This is a genomic window from Sandarakinorhabdus rubra, from assembly GCF_010994245.1.
In the GTDB taxonomy this organism is placed as follows: domain Bacteria; phylum Pseudomonadota; class Alphaproteobacteria; order Sphingomonadales; family Sphingomonadaceae; genus Sandarakinorhabdus; species Sandarakinorhabdus rubra.
The window spans coordinates 1-15,212 of record NZ_WMHO01000041.1 but is presented as its reverse complement, the minus strand read 5'-3'; the positions used below and the strand labels follow the sequence as shown (position 1 = coordinate 15,212).

The window sequence follows — 15,212 nt, the reverse complement described above, 5'->3', positions numbered from 1 at the left end:
ACGCGGACAATGCCGGCGGCGGCGCCATCGCGAAGGCCGGACGCCGGCTGGTGGTGCGCACCGATGCCCGGGTGATGGAGCCCGAACGCATCGGCGCGCTGCCGGTGAAGTTTGCCGGCGGGGTGAAGCCGCTGACCGTTGCCGATCTGGCCACGGTGCGCGTGGGCAGCGCCCTGCGGGCCGGCGCTGCCACGGTGAATGGCCGCCAGACCGTGCTGGGCACCATCATGCTGCTGACCGGTCAGAACAGCCGCACCGTGGCGCGCGCGGTGGATGCCACTCTGCCCGAGGTGCAAGCGGCGTTGCCCGAGGGCATGGTGATCCGCGCCCGCTATGACCGCGCCGACATTGTCGAACGCACGGTGGCGACAGTGCGGAACAATCTGTCTGAGGGGGCGGCACTGGTCGCCTTCGTGCTGATCCTTGTGCTGGGCCACTGGCGGGCGGCGCTGATTGTCGCCGTGGTCATTCCCATCGCCTTCCTGGTGGCGGCCATCGGCATGGTGCGGCTGGACATTTCCGGCAACCTGATGAGCCTGGGTGCGCTCGATTTCGGCCTGCTGGTCGATGGCGCCATCGTCGCGGTGGAGAATGCCCTGCGCCGGCTGGGCGCCGAGCAGCAGCGGCTGGGCCGAGCGTTGGACGAAGTCGAACGCCGCGGCCTGATCACGGCGGCGATGGGCGAGGTGGCGCGCCCGGTCGCCTTCGGGGTGGCAATCATCACCCTGGTCTATGTGCCGGTGCTGGCGCTGGGCGGCGTGGAAGGCAAGTTGTTCCGGCCGATGGCGTTGACGGTGATGCTGGCGCTCTCCGCCGCCTTGCTGGTCAGTGTCACGGTGGTGCCGGCGATGGCATCATATTGGCTGAAGGCCGGGGCCGATCACGGCCCGACGCGGCTGATGGCGGCGCTGGAACGGGGCTGGCGGCCACTGCTGGCGGCCACCATCGCCCGGCCCATGCTGGCCATCGTGCCGGCGCTGCTGGTGCTGGTTGCGGCCGGCTTCGCCTTCACCCGGCTGGGCACGGTGTTCACGCCGCGGCTCGACGAAGGCTCCATCACGGCCATGGTCTATCGCCCGGTGGACATGAGCCTCGACGCAGCACTTGCCCAGGAAATCGCGGTCGAAAAGGTGCTGCTGCAGAAGTTCCCGCAGATCACCCATGTCTTCGCGCGCATCGGCACGGCGGCGGTGGCGACCGATCCGATGCCGCCCAACGAGAACGACCTTTATATCCACTACAAGCCGCGCGATGAATGGCCGGCGAGTGGCCCGCAGAGCAAGGCCGCGCTGGTGCGCGCCATCGAGGCGGAAGCCAAACGCGTGCACCCCGATCAGAATTTCCTGTTCGCCCAGCCGATCGAGATGCGCTTCAACGAGATGCTGGAAGGCACCCGCGCCGACCTGTCGGTGAAGATCTATGGCGACGACAATGATCAACTGGAGGCGCTTGGCAGCAAGGTTCTGGCCGTGCTGGAGCGGCAGCTGGGCACGGCGCAGGCCGAGTATGAAGTGGATGGCCGCACCCCCAGCCTGGTGGTGCGAGTGGATCATGATGCGCTGGTGCGGCTGGGGCTGGGGGCCGACGAGGTGAACCGCGCCATCACCGCCGGGCTGGCGGGGCAGGAGGTGGGCGCCATCCTGGAGGGCATCCGCCGACATGCCATCGTGGTGCGCCTGCCCGATGGCCAACGCGCCGATCTCGACACGATCCGCGCGCTGCCGCTCAGGGTGGGCAGTGCCGGCATGGTTCCGCTCGGCCGGGTGGCCACCCTGGAAGAGGTGATGGCGGTCGAACCGGTGCGCCGCGACAATGGCCAGAAGCGCGCCGCGCTGCTGGTCAACCTGTCGGGCAGCGATGTCGAAGCCTATGTCGCGCGGGCCAGGGCGGAACTGGCCAGGGCGGTGCCGTTGCCGGATGGCTATCGCATCGAATTCGGCGGCCAGTTCAAGCAGCTGCAGGAGGCCAAGGCACGCCTTGCCGTGCTGGTCCCGGCCTGTCTGCTGCTGATCCTGCTGCTGGTCTATGGTGCGCTCGGCTCGCTGCGGCAGGCCCTGATCGTGTTTGCCGGCATCCCGCTGGCGGTGACGGGCGGTGTGTTCGCGCTCGCCGTGCGAGGCATGCCCTTTTCGATCACCGCGGCGATCGGCTTCATCGCCCTGTCGGGCATCGCGATGCTCAACGGGCTGGTGTTGGTCGATCATATCAACCACCTGCGCGCCCACGGCATGGCGCGGGCGGACGCGGTGATGGCGGGCGCGCTGGACCGGTTGCGGCCGGTGCTGTCGACCGCGCTGGTGGCCAGCATCGGCTTCCTGCCGATGGCGATCGCCACCGGGGCCGGGGCCGAGGTGCAGCGACCGCTCGCCACCGTGGTGATCGGCGGTATCCTCTCGTCGACGCTGCTCACCCTGCTCCTGCTGCCCACGCTGTACCGGCAGTTCGGCGGAGACGGCAGCATCCGGGATTGAGGAATCGGCGCCGACCCCCTACATTGTGGATGCCGGCTTGCCGGCTATGGCGATAAATGATGCCGTGGAATAGACGCAGCGGACCCGGGGGCAGTACCCGGCGGCTCCACCATTCTTCAGTCCCGTTGTCGGGGTGAATTGCGGGGCCGAACCAGGATCGACGTGTGTTCAAAGACGGTGTTTTTGCCCGGCCTGAATGAGCCGTTAAACCGTTCAAAACCCACAAATGCCAACGACAACGAGGCATTCGCGATCGCAGCGTAACTGAGGTCTTCACCGACCAAGGTTAAACTGGCCGAAAGCGCGGCAGGGGCCACGCCGGGCAACAGAAGTGGATTCCAGCGGCCGGAGGGGGGCCGGGCAACAGAACCCCCTCACTTTTTCGAAGGCCGTTGTGCCCCCTGACCCACGGGCAAACTGGCGGGCCGGGCAACAGAACCCCCTCACTTGACCCAAGCCGCTGCGTCCCCCGACCGGCAACCTCGTTGCGGCTATTTTCGCCGGTGGCTTGACCTTGGCGGCGCCGCGCGCCAATCGGTGCGCATACGCAACCGGGGCAGAATTCGTGACCGATACAACGCCCGACAGCCTGATTCCGTACGACGAGATCGTGCAGGACGCGCTGCGCGGCGTGGTTGGCCGTGTGCTCAAGCGCATCCAGGATGAAGGCGGCCTGCCCGGCGGCCATCATTTCTATATCGCCTTTCGCACCCGTGCGCCTGGCGTGTCGATCCCGCAGCACCTCATCGAACGCTATCCGGAAGAGATGACCATCGTCATCCAGCATCGTTACTGGGATCTGGAGGTGGGGCCCGACCAGTTTTCCATCGGCCTGTCGTTCAACCAGATGCCCTCGCTGCTCACCATCCCCTATGACGCGGTGGTGGGCTTTGTCGATCCGGCGGTGAACTTTGCCCTGCAGTTCCCGCCCAAGGAGGGCGAGGCTCCGCCGGAACCGCCGCCGGAACCGCCGGCTCCGGACGATGGCACCCCCGGCGACGGTGACCCGAAGGGCGGCGCCACTGATGGCAGCAATGTCGTCACGCTGGACCGGTTCCGCCGCAAGTGACGCGCTTCCACCGTCTGGGTGCGCCGGGCAATGCACCGCTGCGGCGCGGGTTGATGTTCGTGCTGTCCTCCCCCTCGGGCGCCGGCAAGACGACAATGTCGCGCGCGCTGCTCGCCGAGGACAGCGAGATCACCATGAGCGTTTCGGCCACCACCCGCAGCCCACGCCCCGGCGAGACGGACGGGGTGGATTATTATTTCGTCTCCCACGATCAGTTCCAGACGATGATCGATGGCAATGCCCTGTTGGAGTGGGCAACCGTGTTCGGCAACCGCTATGGTACGCCGCGCAGCCCCGTGGAGGATGCGCTGGCCGCTGGCCGCGATGTGCTGTTCGATATCGACTGGCAGGGCACCCAGCAGTTGCAGCAGACCGATGCCGCCTCCGACCTGGTGCGCGTGTTCATCCTGCCGCCCGACCTGAAGGAACTGGAGCGCCGGCTGATCAGCCGCAACACCGATCACCCGGAAGTGATTGCTGACCGCATGGCGCGCAGCTGCGACGAGATCCGCCACTGGGGCGAATATGATTATGTGCTGGTCAACGACGATGCCGAGACCTGCCTGAACGAGATCCGCGCCATCTTGAAGGCCGAGCGCCTCCGCAGGAAGCGCCAGCTGGGGCTGGCCAGCTTCGTGCGCGCCATGCTGGGCGACTGATGCGCCGCGCGGTAGCTGCCCTGTTGGCGGCCGCGGTGCTGCTGGCCGGCTGCAGCAAGGGCGATGATCTGCGCCGCTATGCCGTGGTGCGCCGCGCCGATGTCTGGCAGGCGGTGATCACCGATGCCGATCGCGGCCGGCTCGCGCGCCTTTCTGATGCCTGGATGCAGGCGCAGGCCGATGTCGCGGCGGCGGGCGCCGATGTCGGTGTGCTGGGTGCGCTGGCCGTGCCTGGTGCACGCGATTCGACGCGGCAACTGCCCACTGCCGGTGCCTATCGCTGCCGAATTGTCCATATGGGCTGGCGGCAGGGCCAGCCGCAGAATGTGCCGGCGGTGCAGGTGGGCGATTTTGGACCGTGCACGCTGGCGGCGGATGGTACCCTGCTGCGCTTCGATTTCCCGGCCGGGGTGCAGCGTCATGTCGGCGCGCTCTATCCCGATATCGATCGACTGATCTATCTTGGCAGCGTGCAGCTGGCTGGCGAGCCGCGCCGCCGCCCCTATGGCGAGGACCGGGATCGCGACCAGTTGGGCGTGCTGGAGCCGCTGGCGCCCGGCCAGTGGCGCATCGCCATGCCCTGGCCGCGCTGGACTGCGCGCCTCACCCTGATCGAGCTCCGTGCCGGCTGAACTGCTTTCCCATGGCTGGTGGTTCTGGTCGGCGGCGCTGATTGGCGTCACCATCCTGGGCCTTGCCAAAGGCGGCTTTGCCGGGCTGGGGGTGCTGGGCGTGCCGGTCATGGCACTGGGCATGAGCCCGGTGACGGCGGCCGCCATCCTGTTGCCGATCCTGCTGGTCCAGGACGTGTTCTCGGTGAAGGCGTTTGGCGCCCACCGCAACGAGGGTCTCCTGAAGCTGATGGTGCCGGGGGCGTGCCTGGGCATCTTCGCCGGCTGGGCGTTGGCCCGCTTCGTGCCGGTGGCGGCGGTGGAGCTGGCGGTGGGGCTGATCTCGTTGAGTTTCGGCATCCAGCGCATCCGGGCGGAACGGCGTGGCGTGCCGGGTCGAGCCAATGAGGGGCTGGGCGGGCAAGTGTCGGGCGTGGCGATGGGCGCGGCGGCCGGCTTCACCAGCCAGATCGCCCACGCCGGCGGGCCACCTTTCCAGATGCATGTGTTGCCGATGAAGCTGCCGCGCGATGTCTTCATCGGCACCAGCAGCCTGTTCTTCGCCATCATCAACTGGCTGAAGGTGCCGGCCTACTGGGCGCTCGGCACCTTCACGCCAGCCAATCTGTGGACGGCCGCCGCGCTGATGCCCGCGGCCATCGCCTCCACCTGGGCCGGCACCGTGCTGGTGCGCCGGGTTGATGGCCCGCGTTTCTATGCCATCATGCACCTGCTGATGATCCTGGTGGGGGCAAAACTGACATGGGACGGGTTTTCGGGGCTGTAGTCGCGGCACTGCTGGCTGGAACGGCGCAGGCGGCGCCGGTCGATCTGGTCGAACTCTACAAGGATCTGCACATCCATCCCGAACTGAGCTTCCAGGAGGTGCGATCGGCCGGCATCCTCGCTGCCGAAGCGCGCGCCGCCGGCTTTGAAGTGACCGAGAAGGTGGGCCGCACCGGCGTGGTGGCCGTGCTTAAGAACGGCAAGGGTCCCACCGTTCTGATCCGCGCCGACATGGATGGCCTGCCAGTCAAGGAAACCACCGGCCTTGCCTATGCCAGCACCGCGATGGGCCGCTATGGCGATGGCCCGATGACGCCGGTGATGCACGCGTGTGGCCACGATATCCACATGGCGGTGTGGGTGGGCACGGCGCGCTGGCTGGCTGCCAACCGCAAGGCCTGGCGCGGCACCGTGGTGATGATCGGTCAGCCGGCGGAGGAAGGCTTTGGCGGTGCCCGTGCCATGTTGAACGACGGCCTGTTGACCCGCTTTCCCAAGCCGGATTTCGCGCTGACCCTGCACGACAACAGCACCCTGCCAGCCGGGCAGGTGAGTGTGCCGCAGGATCGCGCCTTGTCGATCTCCACCTCGATGGACATGGTGGTGAAGGGCATTGGTGGCCACGGCGCCTATCCCGCCACCACCAAGGACCCGGTGGCGCTGGCGGCGCGCATCGTCACCAGCCTGCAGACGCTGATCAGCCGCGAGAATGATCCCTTCCACCCAGCGGTCATCACCGTCGGCAGCATCCACGGCGGCACCAAGCACAACATCATCCCCGACGAGGTGACCCTGCAGCTGACCATCCGCAGCTATGACGCCGCCCAACAGCAGCGGCTGCTGGACTCCATTGCCCGGGTGGCGCGCGGCGAGGCGATTGCTGCCGGCCTGCCCGACACGCTGATGCCGGTGGTGACGCACGGCCCAGTGGGCACGCCGACGCTGAACGACCCGGCGCTGGCGGCGCGGGTGCGGGCGCTGTTCCGGGCCCGGCTGGGCGCGGCGCGGGTGCCCGATCTCGACCCGTCGATGGCGTCGGAGGATTTCCAGCAGTTCGGGCTGGCGGCGGGTGTGCCGTCGGTCATCTACTGGCTGGGCGGCGTGCCCCAGGCGCAGTGGGATGCGGCGCTGAAGGGCGAGGCCCGCATCCCCTCCCTGCACAATGGCGGCTGGGCGCCCGATCCGGCCCCCACCATAGCCACCGGCGTCGAGACGATGACGGCGGCGGCCGTGATGCTGATGCCGGCAAAATAATCCCCCCTCAAAAAGCCCAAGCGCCGAATCGCCGCACGGGCGTGCTACAAGCTGGGGCAATCGGACAACGAGCCAGCCATTTGGGGAGAGACACCATGCGCGACTACACGAAATTCTACATCGATGGTCAGTGGGTGGAGCCGGCCGTCGCCAACCCCCTCGATGTGATCAACCCGGCCACCGAAGAAGTGGCGGGCCGCATCAACCTTGGCAGCGCCGCTGACGTGGATCGCGCCGTGGCCGCCGCCAAGAAGGCCTTCCCGGCCTTTGCCCGCACCAGCGTCAAGGACCGCATCGACCTCCTGGGCGCCATCGCGGCCGAATATCAGAAGCGCTACAATGACATCGCCGCCGCCGTCACCGAAGAGATGGGGGCGCCGGCCTGGCTGTCGAACCAGGCGCAGGCCGCGCTGGGCATCGGCCACATCGCCACCGCCATCGAAGTGCTGAAAAACTACAAGTTCGATGAGCTGAAGGGCACGACGCTGATCACCAAGGAGCCCATTGGCGTTTGTGCCTTCATCACGCCGTGGAACTGGCCGGTGAACCAGATCGCCTGCAAGGTGGCGCCGGCGCTTGCCGTGGGCTGCACCATGGTGCTGAAGCCGTCGGAGATCGCGCCGTTCAGCGGCTATATCTGGACCGAGATCATGCATGCCGCAGGCGTGCCGGCCGGGGTGTTCAACCTCGTCAACGGCGACGGGCCGGGGGTTGGCGTGGCGCTGTCGCAGCACAAGGATGTCGACATGGTGAGCTTCACCGGCTCCACCCGCGCCGGCATCGCGGTGGCCAAGAACGCGGCCGATACGGTGAAGCGCGTGGCGCAGGAACTGGGCGGCAAGTCCCCCAACATCGTGCTGCCCGATGCCGATCTGGTGAAGGCGGTGACCGGCGGCGTGCAGAGCGTGATGATGAATTCGGGCCAGAGCTGCAATGCGCCGACCCGCATGCTGGTGCCGCGCGGCAAGATGGCGGAGGCTGTCGCCATTGCCAAGCAGGCCGCCGAAGCCACCACCGTGGGCGATCCCAACGGCAACAGCGCCATGGGTCCGGTGGTCAGCGAGACGCAGTGGAACAAGATCCAGGGCCTGATCGAGCAGGGCATCAAGGAAGGCGCCACGCTGGTCGCCGGTGGCCCCGGCCGGCCGGAGGGGCTGGACAAGGGCTATTATGTGAAGCCCACGGTGTTCGCCGACGTGTCGAACGACATGACCATCGCGCGCGAGGAGATCTTCGGCCCGGTGCTGGCCATGCTGCCCTATGACAGCGAGGAACAGGCGATCGCCATCGGCAACGACACCGTCTATGGCCTGGCCGCCTATGTCCAGGGCGAGCCGGAGCATGCGAAGAAGGTCGCCCGCGAGCTGCGCGCCGGCCAGGTCAACATCAACCAGGCTGGGTTCGACCTGATGGCGCCGTTCGGCGGCTACAAGCAGTCGGGCAATGGCCGCGAATGGGGCGATCACGGCTTTGCCGATTTCCTCGAAACCAAGGCCATCATCGGCTGGGGCGAAGCCCAGGCAGCCGAATAACGGACGGCGGAACAATGACCATCCACACCCCGATCTGTGACCTGCTGGGCGTTGAACATCCCGTGCTGCTGGCCGGGATGGGCGGCGTCTCCTATGCCGAAGTCTGTGCGGCGGTTTCGGCCGCCGGCGGCTTCGGCTCGCTCGGCATGGCCGGCCTGCCGCCGAAGTTCATTGCCGATCAGATGGCGCGGGTGAAGGACCTCACCGACAAGCCGTTCGGTGTCGACCTGCTCACCGCCCAGCCTGAAACACTGACCGCCAGTGTAGACGTGATCATCAAGGGCGGCGCCAAGGCCTTCATCGCCGGGCTCGGCGTGCCGGTGGCGATCATCACCGAACTGAAGCAGGCCGGCGTTGTCGTGATGTGCATGGCCGGCAACGTGAAGCATGCGGTGAAGGCGGCGGAGGCCGGCTGCGACGTGATCATCGCGCAGGGCACCGAAGGCGGCGGCCACACCGGCAGCGTGGCCAGCGTGGCGCTGTGGCCGCAGTGTGTCGATGCCGTCGATATCCCGGTGGTGGCAGCCGGCGGGCTTTATGACGGGCGCGGGCTGGCGGCGGCGCTGGCCTTCGGCTGTGTCGGCGTGTGGATGGGCACCCGTTTCATCGCCAGCCACGAGGCCCACGCCGGACAGAAGTACAAGGATGCGATCGTGGGCATGAGCGAGAGCGACACCATCGTCTCGAAGGTGTTCACCGGCAAGACGCTGCGCGCCATCGTGAACGACAGCAACCGCGATTTCGACAACCGCAACGCCAAGCCGTTCGCCGCGCAGGTGGCGGAATCGGTGCAGCTGAACCGGCTGGGGCCAATTGCCGGCGTGCTGGACGTGATCCCGGAAACCCAGTGCCTGGCGGCCGGGCAGGGCGGTGGCGGCATAACCGAGGTGCTGCCGGCCGGCGAGATCGTGCGCCGCACCGTGGCGGAAGCGGAATCGACTCTGAAGAGCCTGCGGAGCCTCGGATGATGCGTGCTGCCCTCGTTGCCCTGGCCCTGATCGCCAGCCCCGCCGCCGCCATCGACGGGCCGGTGTTCAAGGGATTCGGCAGCTACACCGCCACCGAACATGACGTGGTGATCCCCAAGGGCACGGTGTTGCGCCATGTCTATGATGTGCGGCCGGCAACACCGGGCAAGCGCAACCCCGGCTTCGAGACCGCCGCGCGTTTCATCAACAGCCATGTCGGCAACGGCATGGCGGAACGCGACGTGGCGGTGGCCGTGGTGGTACATGGCTCCGCCATCAACGAACTGACGAAGCCGCAGGTCTATGCCGCCCGCCACAACGGCGCGGCAAATGCCAGCCAGGCGATGGTGGAAGAAATGCTGCAGAAGGGCGTGCGCTTCATCGTCTGCGGGCAGGCGGCGAACATCCTGGGTGTGAAGAAAGCCGATCTGCTGCCCGGCGTGGAACTGGCGATTTCCGCCAGCAGCGCCCACGCCATATTGCAGGCGCAAGGCTACACGCTGAACCCGTTCTGATCAGCCCTTGAGGCTGGGCGCCCGTGCGGCGGCATCCTCGCCGGTCGTTTCGGGCCCCGGCACGCCGGCCTCGACTCGACCCGATGCTGCCAGGTGGATGGCCTTCCTGATGCGGCCGTAGGTGCCGCACCGGCACAGGTTGGTGATGGCGGCGTTGATGTCCTCGTCCGACGGGTTGGGCTTTTCCTTCAACAGGGCCGCCGCCGCCATGATCATGCCCGACTGGCAGTAACCGCACTGCGGCACCTGAACCGCGATCCACGCCTGCTGCAGCGGATGGCTGCGGTTGTCGGACAAGCCCTCGATGGTGGTGACGAAGGTGCCTTCCAGATCGGCGATGCTCACCTGGCAGGAGCGGGTGGCCTTGCCATCCACGTGCACGGTGCAGGCGCCGCACAGGCCGGCCCCGCAGCCGAACTTGGTGCCGGTCAGCCCGGCGGCATCGCGCAGCGCCCACAGCAAGGGCGTGTCGGGCGGCATCAGAAATTCGACAGGATTGCCGTTCACGGTGAACTTGGTCATGCCTTCGCCATACAAGCGAGGAGGCCGCAATGGAACTCAAGACGCTCGATTACGCCGTGGCGGACGGCATCGCCCGCATCACGTTGAACCGCCCTGCCGAACTCAACACCATGAACGGCGATTTCTGGCCCGAGATGGTGCGGGTGTTCCACGCCATCGAGCACGACATGGACGTGCGCTGCGTCATCATCGCCTCGACCGGCAAGCATTTCACCGCCGGGCTCGACCTGAACTGGGCCGGGCAGAACGCGGCGGCCAGCCGGGGGGGTGATCTCGGCCGCCAGCGCGAGGCCTTCCGCCGCCACGTGAAGGAGTTGCAGGACAGCTTCAACGTCATCGACAATTGCCGGGTGCCGGTGATCGCCGTCACCCAGGGCGGCTGCATCGGCGGCGGGGTTGACCTGGTCACGGCATGCGACCTCAGGATCTGCACGGCCGATGCCTTCTTCACCATCCAGGAGATTAATGTCGCCATCGTCGCCGATGTCGGCACGCTCCAGCGCATCCCCTTCCTGCTGCCGCAGGGGCTGGTGCGCGAACTGGCCTACACCGGGCGCCGTTTCCCGGCGGCCGAGGCGGCGAAGTGGGGCTTCGTCAACCGGGTGGAAGAGACGCACCAGGCAGCACTCGACGCTGCCGAGGCCATGGCGCGCGAGATCTGTTCGAAATCGCCGCTGGCCATCACCGGCATCAAGCAGGTGCTGAACTATGGTCGCGATCACAGCGTGGCCGATGGCCTTGAATATGTCGCGGTCTGGAATGCCGGCATGCTGCAGGGCGAGGACATGGCCGAAGCCGTGAAGGCGCAGATGACGAAGCAGACCGCCCGCTTCGGCAACCTGAAAGCCTGACATTTGCGCTGGGTGCGACAGCGTTCATGTCCTGAATTGGCTTGCCTGTTGCGCTGCAGCACGGCATAGCAGCTACGTCATTTGGCGGAGGGTTCCGCCCGCTACAGCCATGGGGCCTTATGCGCCGCACGTACAAGATGATGGTTTCCGCCGGGGCAATGGGCGCCGGTGTGCTCGCTGCGTGCGCCGCGCGCGCGCAGGAGGCGGTGGCCGCGGCTCCGGTGCCGCCGGTGACCACGACCGAGGTGCCCGCCGCCGTGCCGGCGCTCACCGCGCCGTCGGCTGAATATGGGGTGCCACGCGGCGGCTATGACCTGCAGTTGCCGGTCACCGACATCGCCGAACAGGCGCATTTCATGGTCAACTGGGTGCTGAACCCGGTGATGGCCGCGGTGGCCATCTTCGTGATGATCCTGCTGGCCTGGACGATCTGGCGCTATCGCGCTGCTGCAAACCCGGTGCCGTCCACCAACAGCCACAACACCACCATCGAAGTGATCTGGACGGTGGTGCCGGCGCTGATCCTGCTGGTCATCGCGGTGCCCAGCTTCCGGCTGCTGGCCAATCAATATGATCCGCCCAAGGCCGATCTCACCATCAAGGCCATCGGCCACCAGTGGTATTGGGAATATGAATATCCCGATCAGGGCGGTTTCACCTTCGATTCGGTGATGCTGACCAACGAGGAGGCCGACAAGCGCGGCACGCCCAAGCTGCTGGATGTGGACAACCGGGTGGTGGTGCCGGCAGGCGCGACGGTGAAGATCCTCACCACCGCGGCGGACGTGATCCACAGCTTCGCCATTCCGGCCTTCTACGTGAAGATGGATGCGGTGCCCGGCCGCATCAACGAAACCTGGTTCAAGGTTGATCGCCCCGGCGTCTATTTCGGCCAGTGCAGCGAACTGTGCGGCACCAAGCATGCCTACATGCCGATCGCCATCGAGGTGCTGCCGAAGGACAAGTTCGATGCCTGGGTGGCGGCCAAGCAGCGCGAGAACGGTATCGAGCCGGCCGTTGCGGCGGCGCCTGCTGCCGCCCCTGCCGCCCCCGCGGCCGCTGCTGCGACCGCTGCGGTTCCGGCCGCCTGAGATTGACGAGAGGACGCTAGACCCATGGCTCACGCCGCAACCGCCGGTGCTCATGACGACCACGCCGATCACCAGATGGGCTTCATCCAGCGCTGGCTGTTCTCGACCAATCACAAGGACATCGGCACCCTCTACCTGATCTTCGCGATCATCGCCGGCACCATCGGCGGCGCGATTTCGGGCATCATGCGTCTCGAACTGGCCGAGCCCGGCATCCAGTGGCTCACCTTCATGACGCAGGGCAATGTCGATCAGGCCAACCATCTGTGGAACGTGTTCATCACCGCCCACGGCCTGATCATGGTGTTCTTCACCGTGATGCCGGCGATGATCGGCGGCTTCGGCAACTGGTTCGTGCCGATCATGATCGGCGCGCCCGACATGGCCTTCCCGCGCATGAACAACGTGTCCTTCTGGCTGCTGGTGCCGTCGTTCCTGTTGCTGTGCGCCTCGATGTTCGTCGAAGGCCCGGCCGGCGCCAACGGGGCCGGTACTGGCTGGACCGTCTATCCGCCGCTGTCGACGCAGGGCCACCCCGGCCCGGCGGTCGATCTGGCCATCCTGTCGCTGCACATCGCCGGGGCATCTTCGATCCTGGGCGCGATCAACTTCATCACCACCATCCTCAACATGCGGGCGCCGGGCATGACCCTGCACAAGATGCCGCTGTTCGTGTGGTCGGTGCTGGTCACCGCATTCCTGCTGCTGCTGTCGCTGCCGGTGCTGGCTGGCGCCATCACCATGCTGCTGACCGATCGCAACTTCGGCACGCACTTCTTCACGGCTGATGGTGGTGGTGACCCGATCCTCTACCAGCACCTGTTCTGGTTCTTCGGCCACCCGGAGGTCTATATCCTCATCCTGCCGGGTTTCGGCATCATCAGCCAGATCGTCTCGACCTTCAGCCGCAAGCCGGTGTTCGGCTATCTCGGCATGGCCTATGCCATGGTGGCGATCGGCTTCATCGGCTTCATCGTGTGGGCCCACCACATGTTCACCGTCGGCCTCGACGTGAACACCAAGATGTATTTCACGGCCGCCACCATGATCATCGCGGTGCCCACCGGCATCAAGATCTTCAGCTGGATCGCGACCATGTGGGGCGGCTCCATCCGCTTTGACACGCCGATGCTGTGGGCGATCGGCTTCATCTTCATGTTCACCGTGGGCGGTGTCACCGGCGTGTTGCTGTCGAACGGCGGCGTGGACACCTACTTCCACGACACCTACTATGTGGTGGCGCACTTCCACTATGTGCTGTCGCTGGGCGCCGTGTTCGCCATCTTTGCCGCCTGGTACTACTGGTTCGGCAAGATGTTCGGGAAGCCCTACAACGAAACGCTGGGCAAGCTGCACTTCTGGGTGTTCTTCATCGGCGTGAACATCCTGTTCTTCCCGATGCACTTTCTGGGCTCCGACGGCATGCCGCGCCGCATCCCGGACTATCCGGATGCCTATGCCTTCTGGAACCAGATCGCCAGCTATGGCTACGCCATCATGGGCGTGGGCATGCTGTTCTTCTTCCTGAACCTCGTCGTGTCGTTCGCGTCGCGCCGCAAGGTGGAAGACAATTATTGGGGCGAAGGCGCCACCACCCTGGAATGGACCCTGTCCAGCCCGCCGCCGTTCCACCAGTTCGAAACCCTCCCGGTCATCAAGTGACCGGGCACCGGGGTGCGGACTGATGTCCGCGCCCCTTGCAGGCCCGATGTGATGAACAACAGCGCCACCGCCCAGCCCGCCGCCGGGGTTCCCGAAACCCTGATGGCGGATTGGCGCGACTATTTCGCCCTGCTGAAGCCGCGGGTGATGACGCTGGTGATCTTCACGGCGGCCTGCGCGATGGTGGCGGCACCGGGCACGATGCACCCGTTCCTGGCCTTCACCGGCATCCTGTGCATTGCGGTCGCAGCCGGCGCCGCCGGGGCGCTCAACCAATGGTATGAGGCCGATATCGATGCGCTGATGAAGCGCACCGCAAGGCGCCCGCTGCCCGCCGGCAAGATGGACCCGCGCGAGGCGCTGGCCTTCGGCGTGATCCTGGGCACCGGCGCGGTTGCCGTGATGGGCCTTGCATTGAACTGGGTGGCGGCCGCCTGGCTTGCCGTGTCGATCCTCTTCTATGTCGTCGTCTACACCGCCTGGCTGAAGCGCCGCACGCCGCAGAACATTGTCATCGGCGGCGCTGCAGGGGCCTTTCCGGTGATCTGCGGCTGGGCCGCCGTCACCGGGGACACGCCGTTGATGGCGTGGATCCTGTTTGCGATCATCTTCCTGTGGACGCCGCCGCATTTCTGGGCGCTGGCGCTGTTCATGGAGGCCGATTACGCCAAGGCCGGCGTTCCGATGCTGCCTGTCACCCATGGCCTGCTAGAGACCCGTCGCCAGATCCTGCTCTATTCGCTGCTGCTGGTGCCGGTGACCGTGGCGCCCACGCTGCTGGGTCTCGCTGGCTGGGCCTATGGCGGCACGGCGCTCACGCTGGGCGCGCTGTTCCTGTGGATGGCGGTGAAGGTGGCGCGCAGCCGCGCCCTGCTGCCCGCCGACATGCTGGCGGAAAAGCAGCTGTTCAAGTTCAGCCTGCTCTATCTCGCCTGCCTGTTCGGCGCGCTGGTCGCCGACCGGCTGCTGCTGCCATGACCGGCATGGACACCGCCCCCGATCCGGCAAGCTGGACCGACGCGCAGCGTGCGGCCTTCTATGCCCGCCGGGAATCGCGCAACCGGGCGCTGGGGCTGGTGCTGTTCGCGCTGGTGGTGCTGTTCTTCGGCATCACCGTGGTGCGCATGGCTGGCCAAGTGCCGCCGGCGCCCGTCGCTGGAGCCACGCCTTGAGCGGCGCGGCAGCCGCCACGGCCCGGGCCAACCGGCGTGTCGGGCTGGC

General features: G+C 66.7%; 15 protein-coding genes and 1 other RNA gene. 15 read left to right on the top strand and 1 reads right to left on the bottom strand.

Going from position 1 to position 15,212, the window contains the following annotated elements; translation table 11 throughout:
* The 10 genes from GJV64_RS04300 to GJV64_RS04255 form a co-directional block, all read left to right on the top strand.
* Positions 1-2,471: efflux RND transporter permease subunit (locus GJV64_RS04300; RefSeq protein WP_164156043.1), on the top strand; the 2,471-nt coding region annotated here is incomplete at its 5' end.
* Positions 2,464-2,811, top strand: a transfer-messenger RNA (tmRNA) gene (ssrA, locus tag GJV64_RS04295). The genes GJV64_RS04300 and ssrA, both read left to right, overlap by 8 nt.
* A gap of 225 nt (positions 2,812-3,036) precedes the next feature.
* On the top strand, positions 3,037-3,540 hold the full coding sequence (locus GJV64_RS04290) for an SspB family protein (RefSeq protein WP_164156042.1): 504 nt from the start codon (positions 3,037-3,039) through the stop codon (positions 3,538-3,540).
* A 53-nt stretch (positions 3,541-3,593) separates the two neighbouring features.
* Positions 3,594-4,199: a guanylate kinase gene (gmk, locus tag GJV64_RS04285; protein ID WP_164156047.1), complete on the top strand. Its 606-nt coding sequence runs from the start codon at positions 3,594-3,596 to the stop codon at positions 4,197-4,199.
* Positions 4,199-4,831: a DUF4893 domain-containing protein gene (locus tag GJV64_RS04280; protein WP_164156041.1), complete on the top strand. Its 633-nt coding sequence runs from the start codon at positions 4,199-4,201 to the stop codon at positions 4,829-4,831. Before gmk ends, GJV64_RS04280 begins: the two co-directional genes overlap by 1 nt.
* Positions 4,821-5,597, top strand: coding sequence for a sulfite exporter TauE/SafE family protein (locus GJV64_RS04275; RefSeq protein WP_164156040.1), 777 nt, complete (start codon positions 4,821-4,823; stop codon positions 5,595-5,597). The genes GJV64_RS04280 and GJV64_RS04275 overlap by 11 nt, the downstream gene beginning before the upstream one ends.
* Positions 5,573-6,850, top strand: coding sequence for an amidohydrolase (locus tag GJV64_RS04270; protein ID WP_164156039.1), 1,278 nt, complete (start codon positions 5,573-5,575; stop codon positions 6,848-6,850). The genes GJV64_RS04275 and GJV64_RS04270 overlap by 25 nt, the downstream gene beginning before the upstream one ends.
* Positions 6,851-6,945: 95 nt before the next feature.
* Positions 6,946-8,382, top strand: a complete 1,437-nt coding sequence (locus tag GJV64_RS04265) for an aldehyde dehydrogenase family protein (protein WP_164156038.1) — start codon at positions 6,946-6,948, stop codon at positions 8,380-8,382.
* 14 nt (positions 8,383-8,396) lie between these two features.
* Entirely contained in the window at positions 8,397-9,350 is a 954-nt protein-coding gene (locus GJV64_RS04260) for an NAD(P)H-dependent flavin oxidoreductase (protein WP_164156037.1), read from the top strand.
* Positions 9,347-9,865, top strand: coding sequence for a DsrE family protein (locus GJV64_RS04255; RefSeq protein ID WP_235927592.1), 519 nt, complete (start codon positions 9,347-9,349; stop codon positions 9,863-9,865). The genes GJV64_RS04260 and GJV64_RS04255 overlap by 4 nt, the downstream gene beginning before the upstream one ends.
* Here GJV64_RS04255 and GJV64_RS04250 read toward each other — a convergent pair whose 3' ends face one another.
* Entirely contained in the window at positions 9,866-10,387 is a 522-nt protein-coding gene (locus tag GJV64_RS04250; RefSeq protein WP_164156036.1) for a (2Fe-2S)-binding protein, read from the bottom strand. It abuts the gene before it with no gap.
* A gap of 29 nt (positions 10,388-10,416) precedes the next feature.
* Here GJV64_RS04250 and GJV64_RS04245 point away from each other — a divergent pair, with 29 nt between their 5' ends.
* The 5 genes from GJV64_RS04245 to GJV64_RS04225 all read left to right on the top strand — a co-directional run bounded on the left by GJV64_RS04245 (position 10,417) and on the right by GJV64_RS04225 (position 15,163).
* A complete protein-coding gene (locus GJV64_RS04245) occupies positions 10,417-11,238 on the top strand; it encodes a crotonase/enoyl-CoA hydratase family protein (RefSeq protein ID WP_164156035.1) in 822 nt (273 codons plus the stop codon).
* A 119-nt stretch (positions 11,239-11,357) separates the two neighbouring features.
* Complete coding sequence (gene coxB, locus GJV64_RS04240; protein ID WP_235927591.1) at positions 11,358-12,329, top strand: cytochrome c oxidase subunit II; 972 nt, start codon at positions 11,358-11,360, stop codon at positions 12,327-12,329.
* 24 nt (positions 12,330-12,353) lie between these two features.
* The gene (ctaD, locus tag GJV64_RS04235) at positions 12,354-13,991 is read left to right on the top strand and encodes a cytochrome c oxidase subunit I (protein WP_164156034.1); all 1,638 of its coding nucleotides are present in this window, start codon (positions 12,354-12,356) and stop codon (positions 13,989-13,991) included.
* A gap of 51 nt (positions 13,992-14,042) precedes the next feature.
* On the top strand, positions 14,043-14,969 hold the full coding sequence (locus tag GJV64_RS04230) for a heme o synthase (RefSeq protein WP_164156033.1): 927 nt from the start codon (positions 14,043-14,045) through the stop codon (positions 14,967-14,969).
* On the top strand, positions 14,966-15,163 hold the full coding sequence (locus GJV64_RS04225; RefSeq protein ID WP_235927590.1) for a hypothetical protein: 198 nt from the start codon (positions 14,966-14,968) through the stop codon (positions 15,161-15,163). The genes GJV64_RS04230 and GJV64_RS04225 overlap by 4 nt, the downstream gene beginning before the upstream one ends.
* The last annotated feature ends 49 nt before the right edge of the window (positions 15,164-15,212 follow it).

Excerpts from the sequence above, each read along its gene's own strand:
- gmk (WP_164156047.1), top strand. The coding sequence starts at position 3,594 with ATGTTCGTGCTGTCCTCCCCCTCGGGCGCCGGCAAGACGACAATGTCG.
- GJV64_RS04280 (WP_164156041.1), top strand. The coding sequence starts at position 4,199 with ATGCGCCGCGCGGTAGCTGCCCTGTTGGCGGCCGCGGTGCTGCTGGCC.
- GJV64_RS04270 (WP_164156039.1), top strand. The coding sequence starts at position 5,573 with ATGGGACGGGTTTTCGGGGCTGTAGTCGCGGCACTGCTGGCTGGAACG.
- GJV64_RS04265 (WP_164156038.1), top strand. The coding sequence starts at position 6,946 with ATGCGCGACTACACGAAATTCTACATCGATGGTCAGTGGGTGGAGCCG.
- GJV64_RS04260 (WP_164156037.1), top strand. The coding sequence starts at position 8,397 with ATGACCATCCACACCCCGATCTGTGACCTGCTGGGCGTTGAACATCCC.
- GJV64_RS04255 (WP_235927592.1), top strand. The coding sequence starts at position 9,347 with ATGATGCGTGCTGCCCTCGTTGCCCTGGCCCTGATCGCCAGCCCCGCC.
- GJV64_RS04250 (WP_164156036.1), bottom strand. The coding sequence starts at position 10,387 with ATGACCAAGTTCACCGTGAACGGCAATCCTGTCGAATTTCTGATGCCG.
- GJV64_RS04245 (WP_164156035.1), top strand. The coding sequence starts at position 10,417 with ATGGAACTCAAGACGCTCGATTACGCCGTGGCGGACGGCATCGCCCGC.
- coxB (WP_235927591.1), top strand. The coding sequence starts at position 11,358 with ATGCGCCGCACGTACAAGATGATGGTTTCCGCCGGGGCAATGGGCGCC.
- ctaD (WP_164156034.1), top strand. The coding sequence starts at position 12,354 with ATGGCTCACGCCGCAACCGCCGGTGCTCATGACGACCACGCCGATCAC.
- GJV64_RS04230 (WP_164156033.1), top strand. The coding sequence starts at position 14,043 with ATGAACAACAGCGCCACCGCCCAGCCCGCCGCCGGGGTTCCCGAAACC.
- GJV64_RS04225 (WP_235927590.1), top strand. The coding sequence starts at position 14,966 with ATGACCGGCATGGACACCGCCCCCGATCCGGCAAGCTGGACCGACGCG.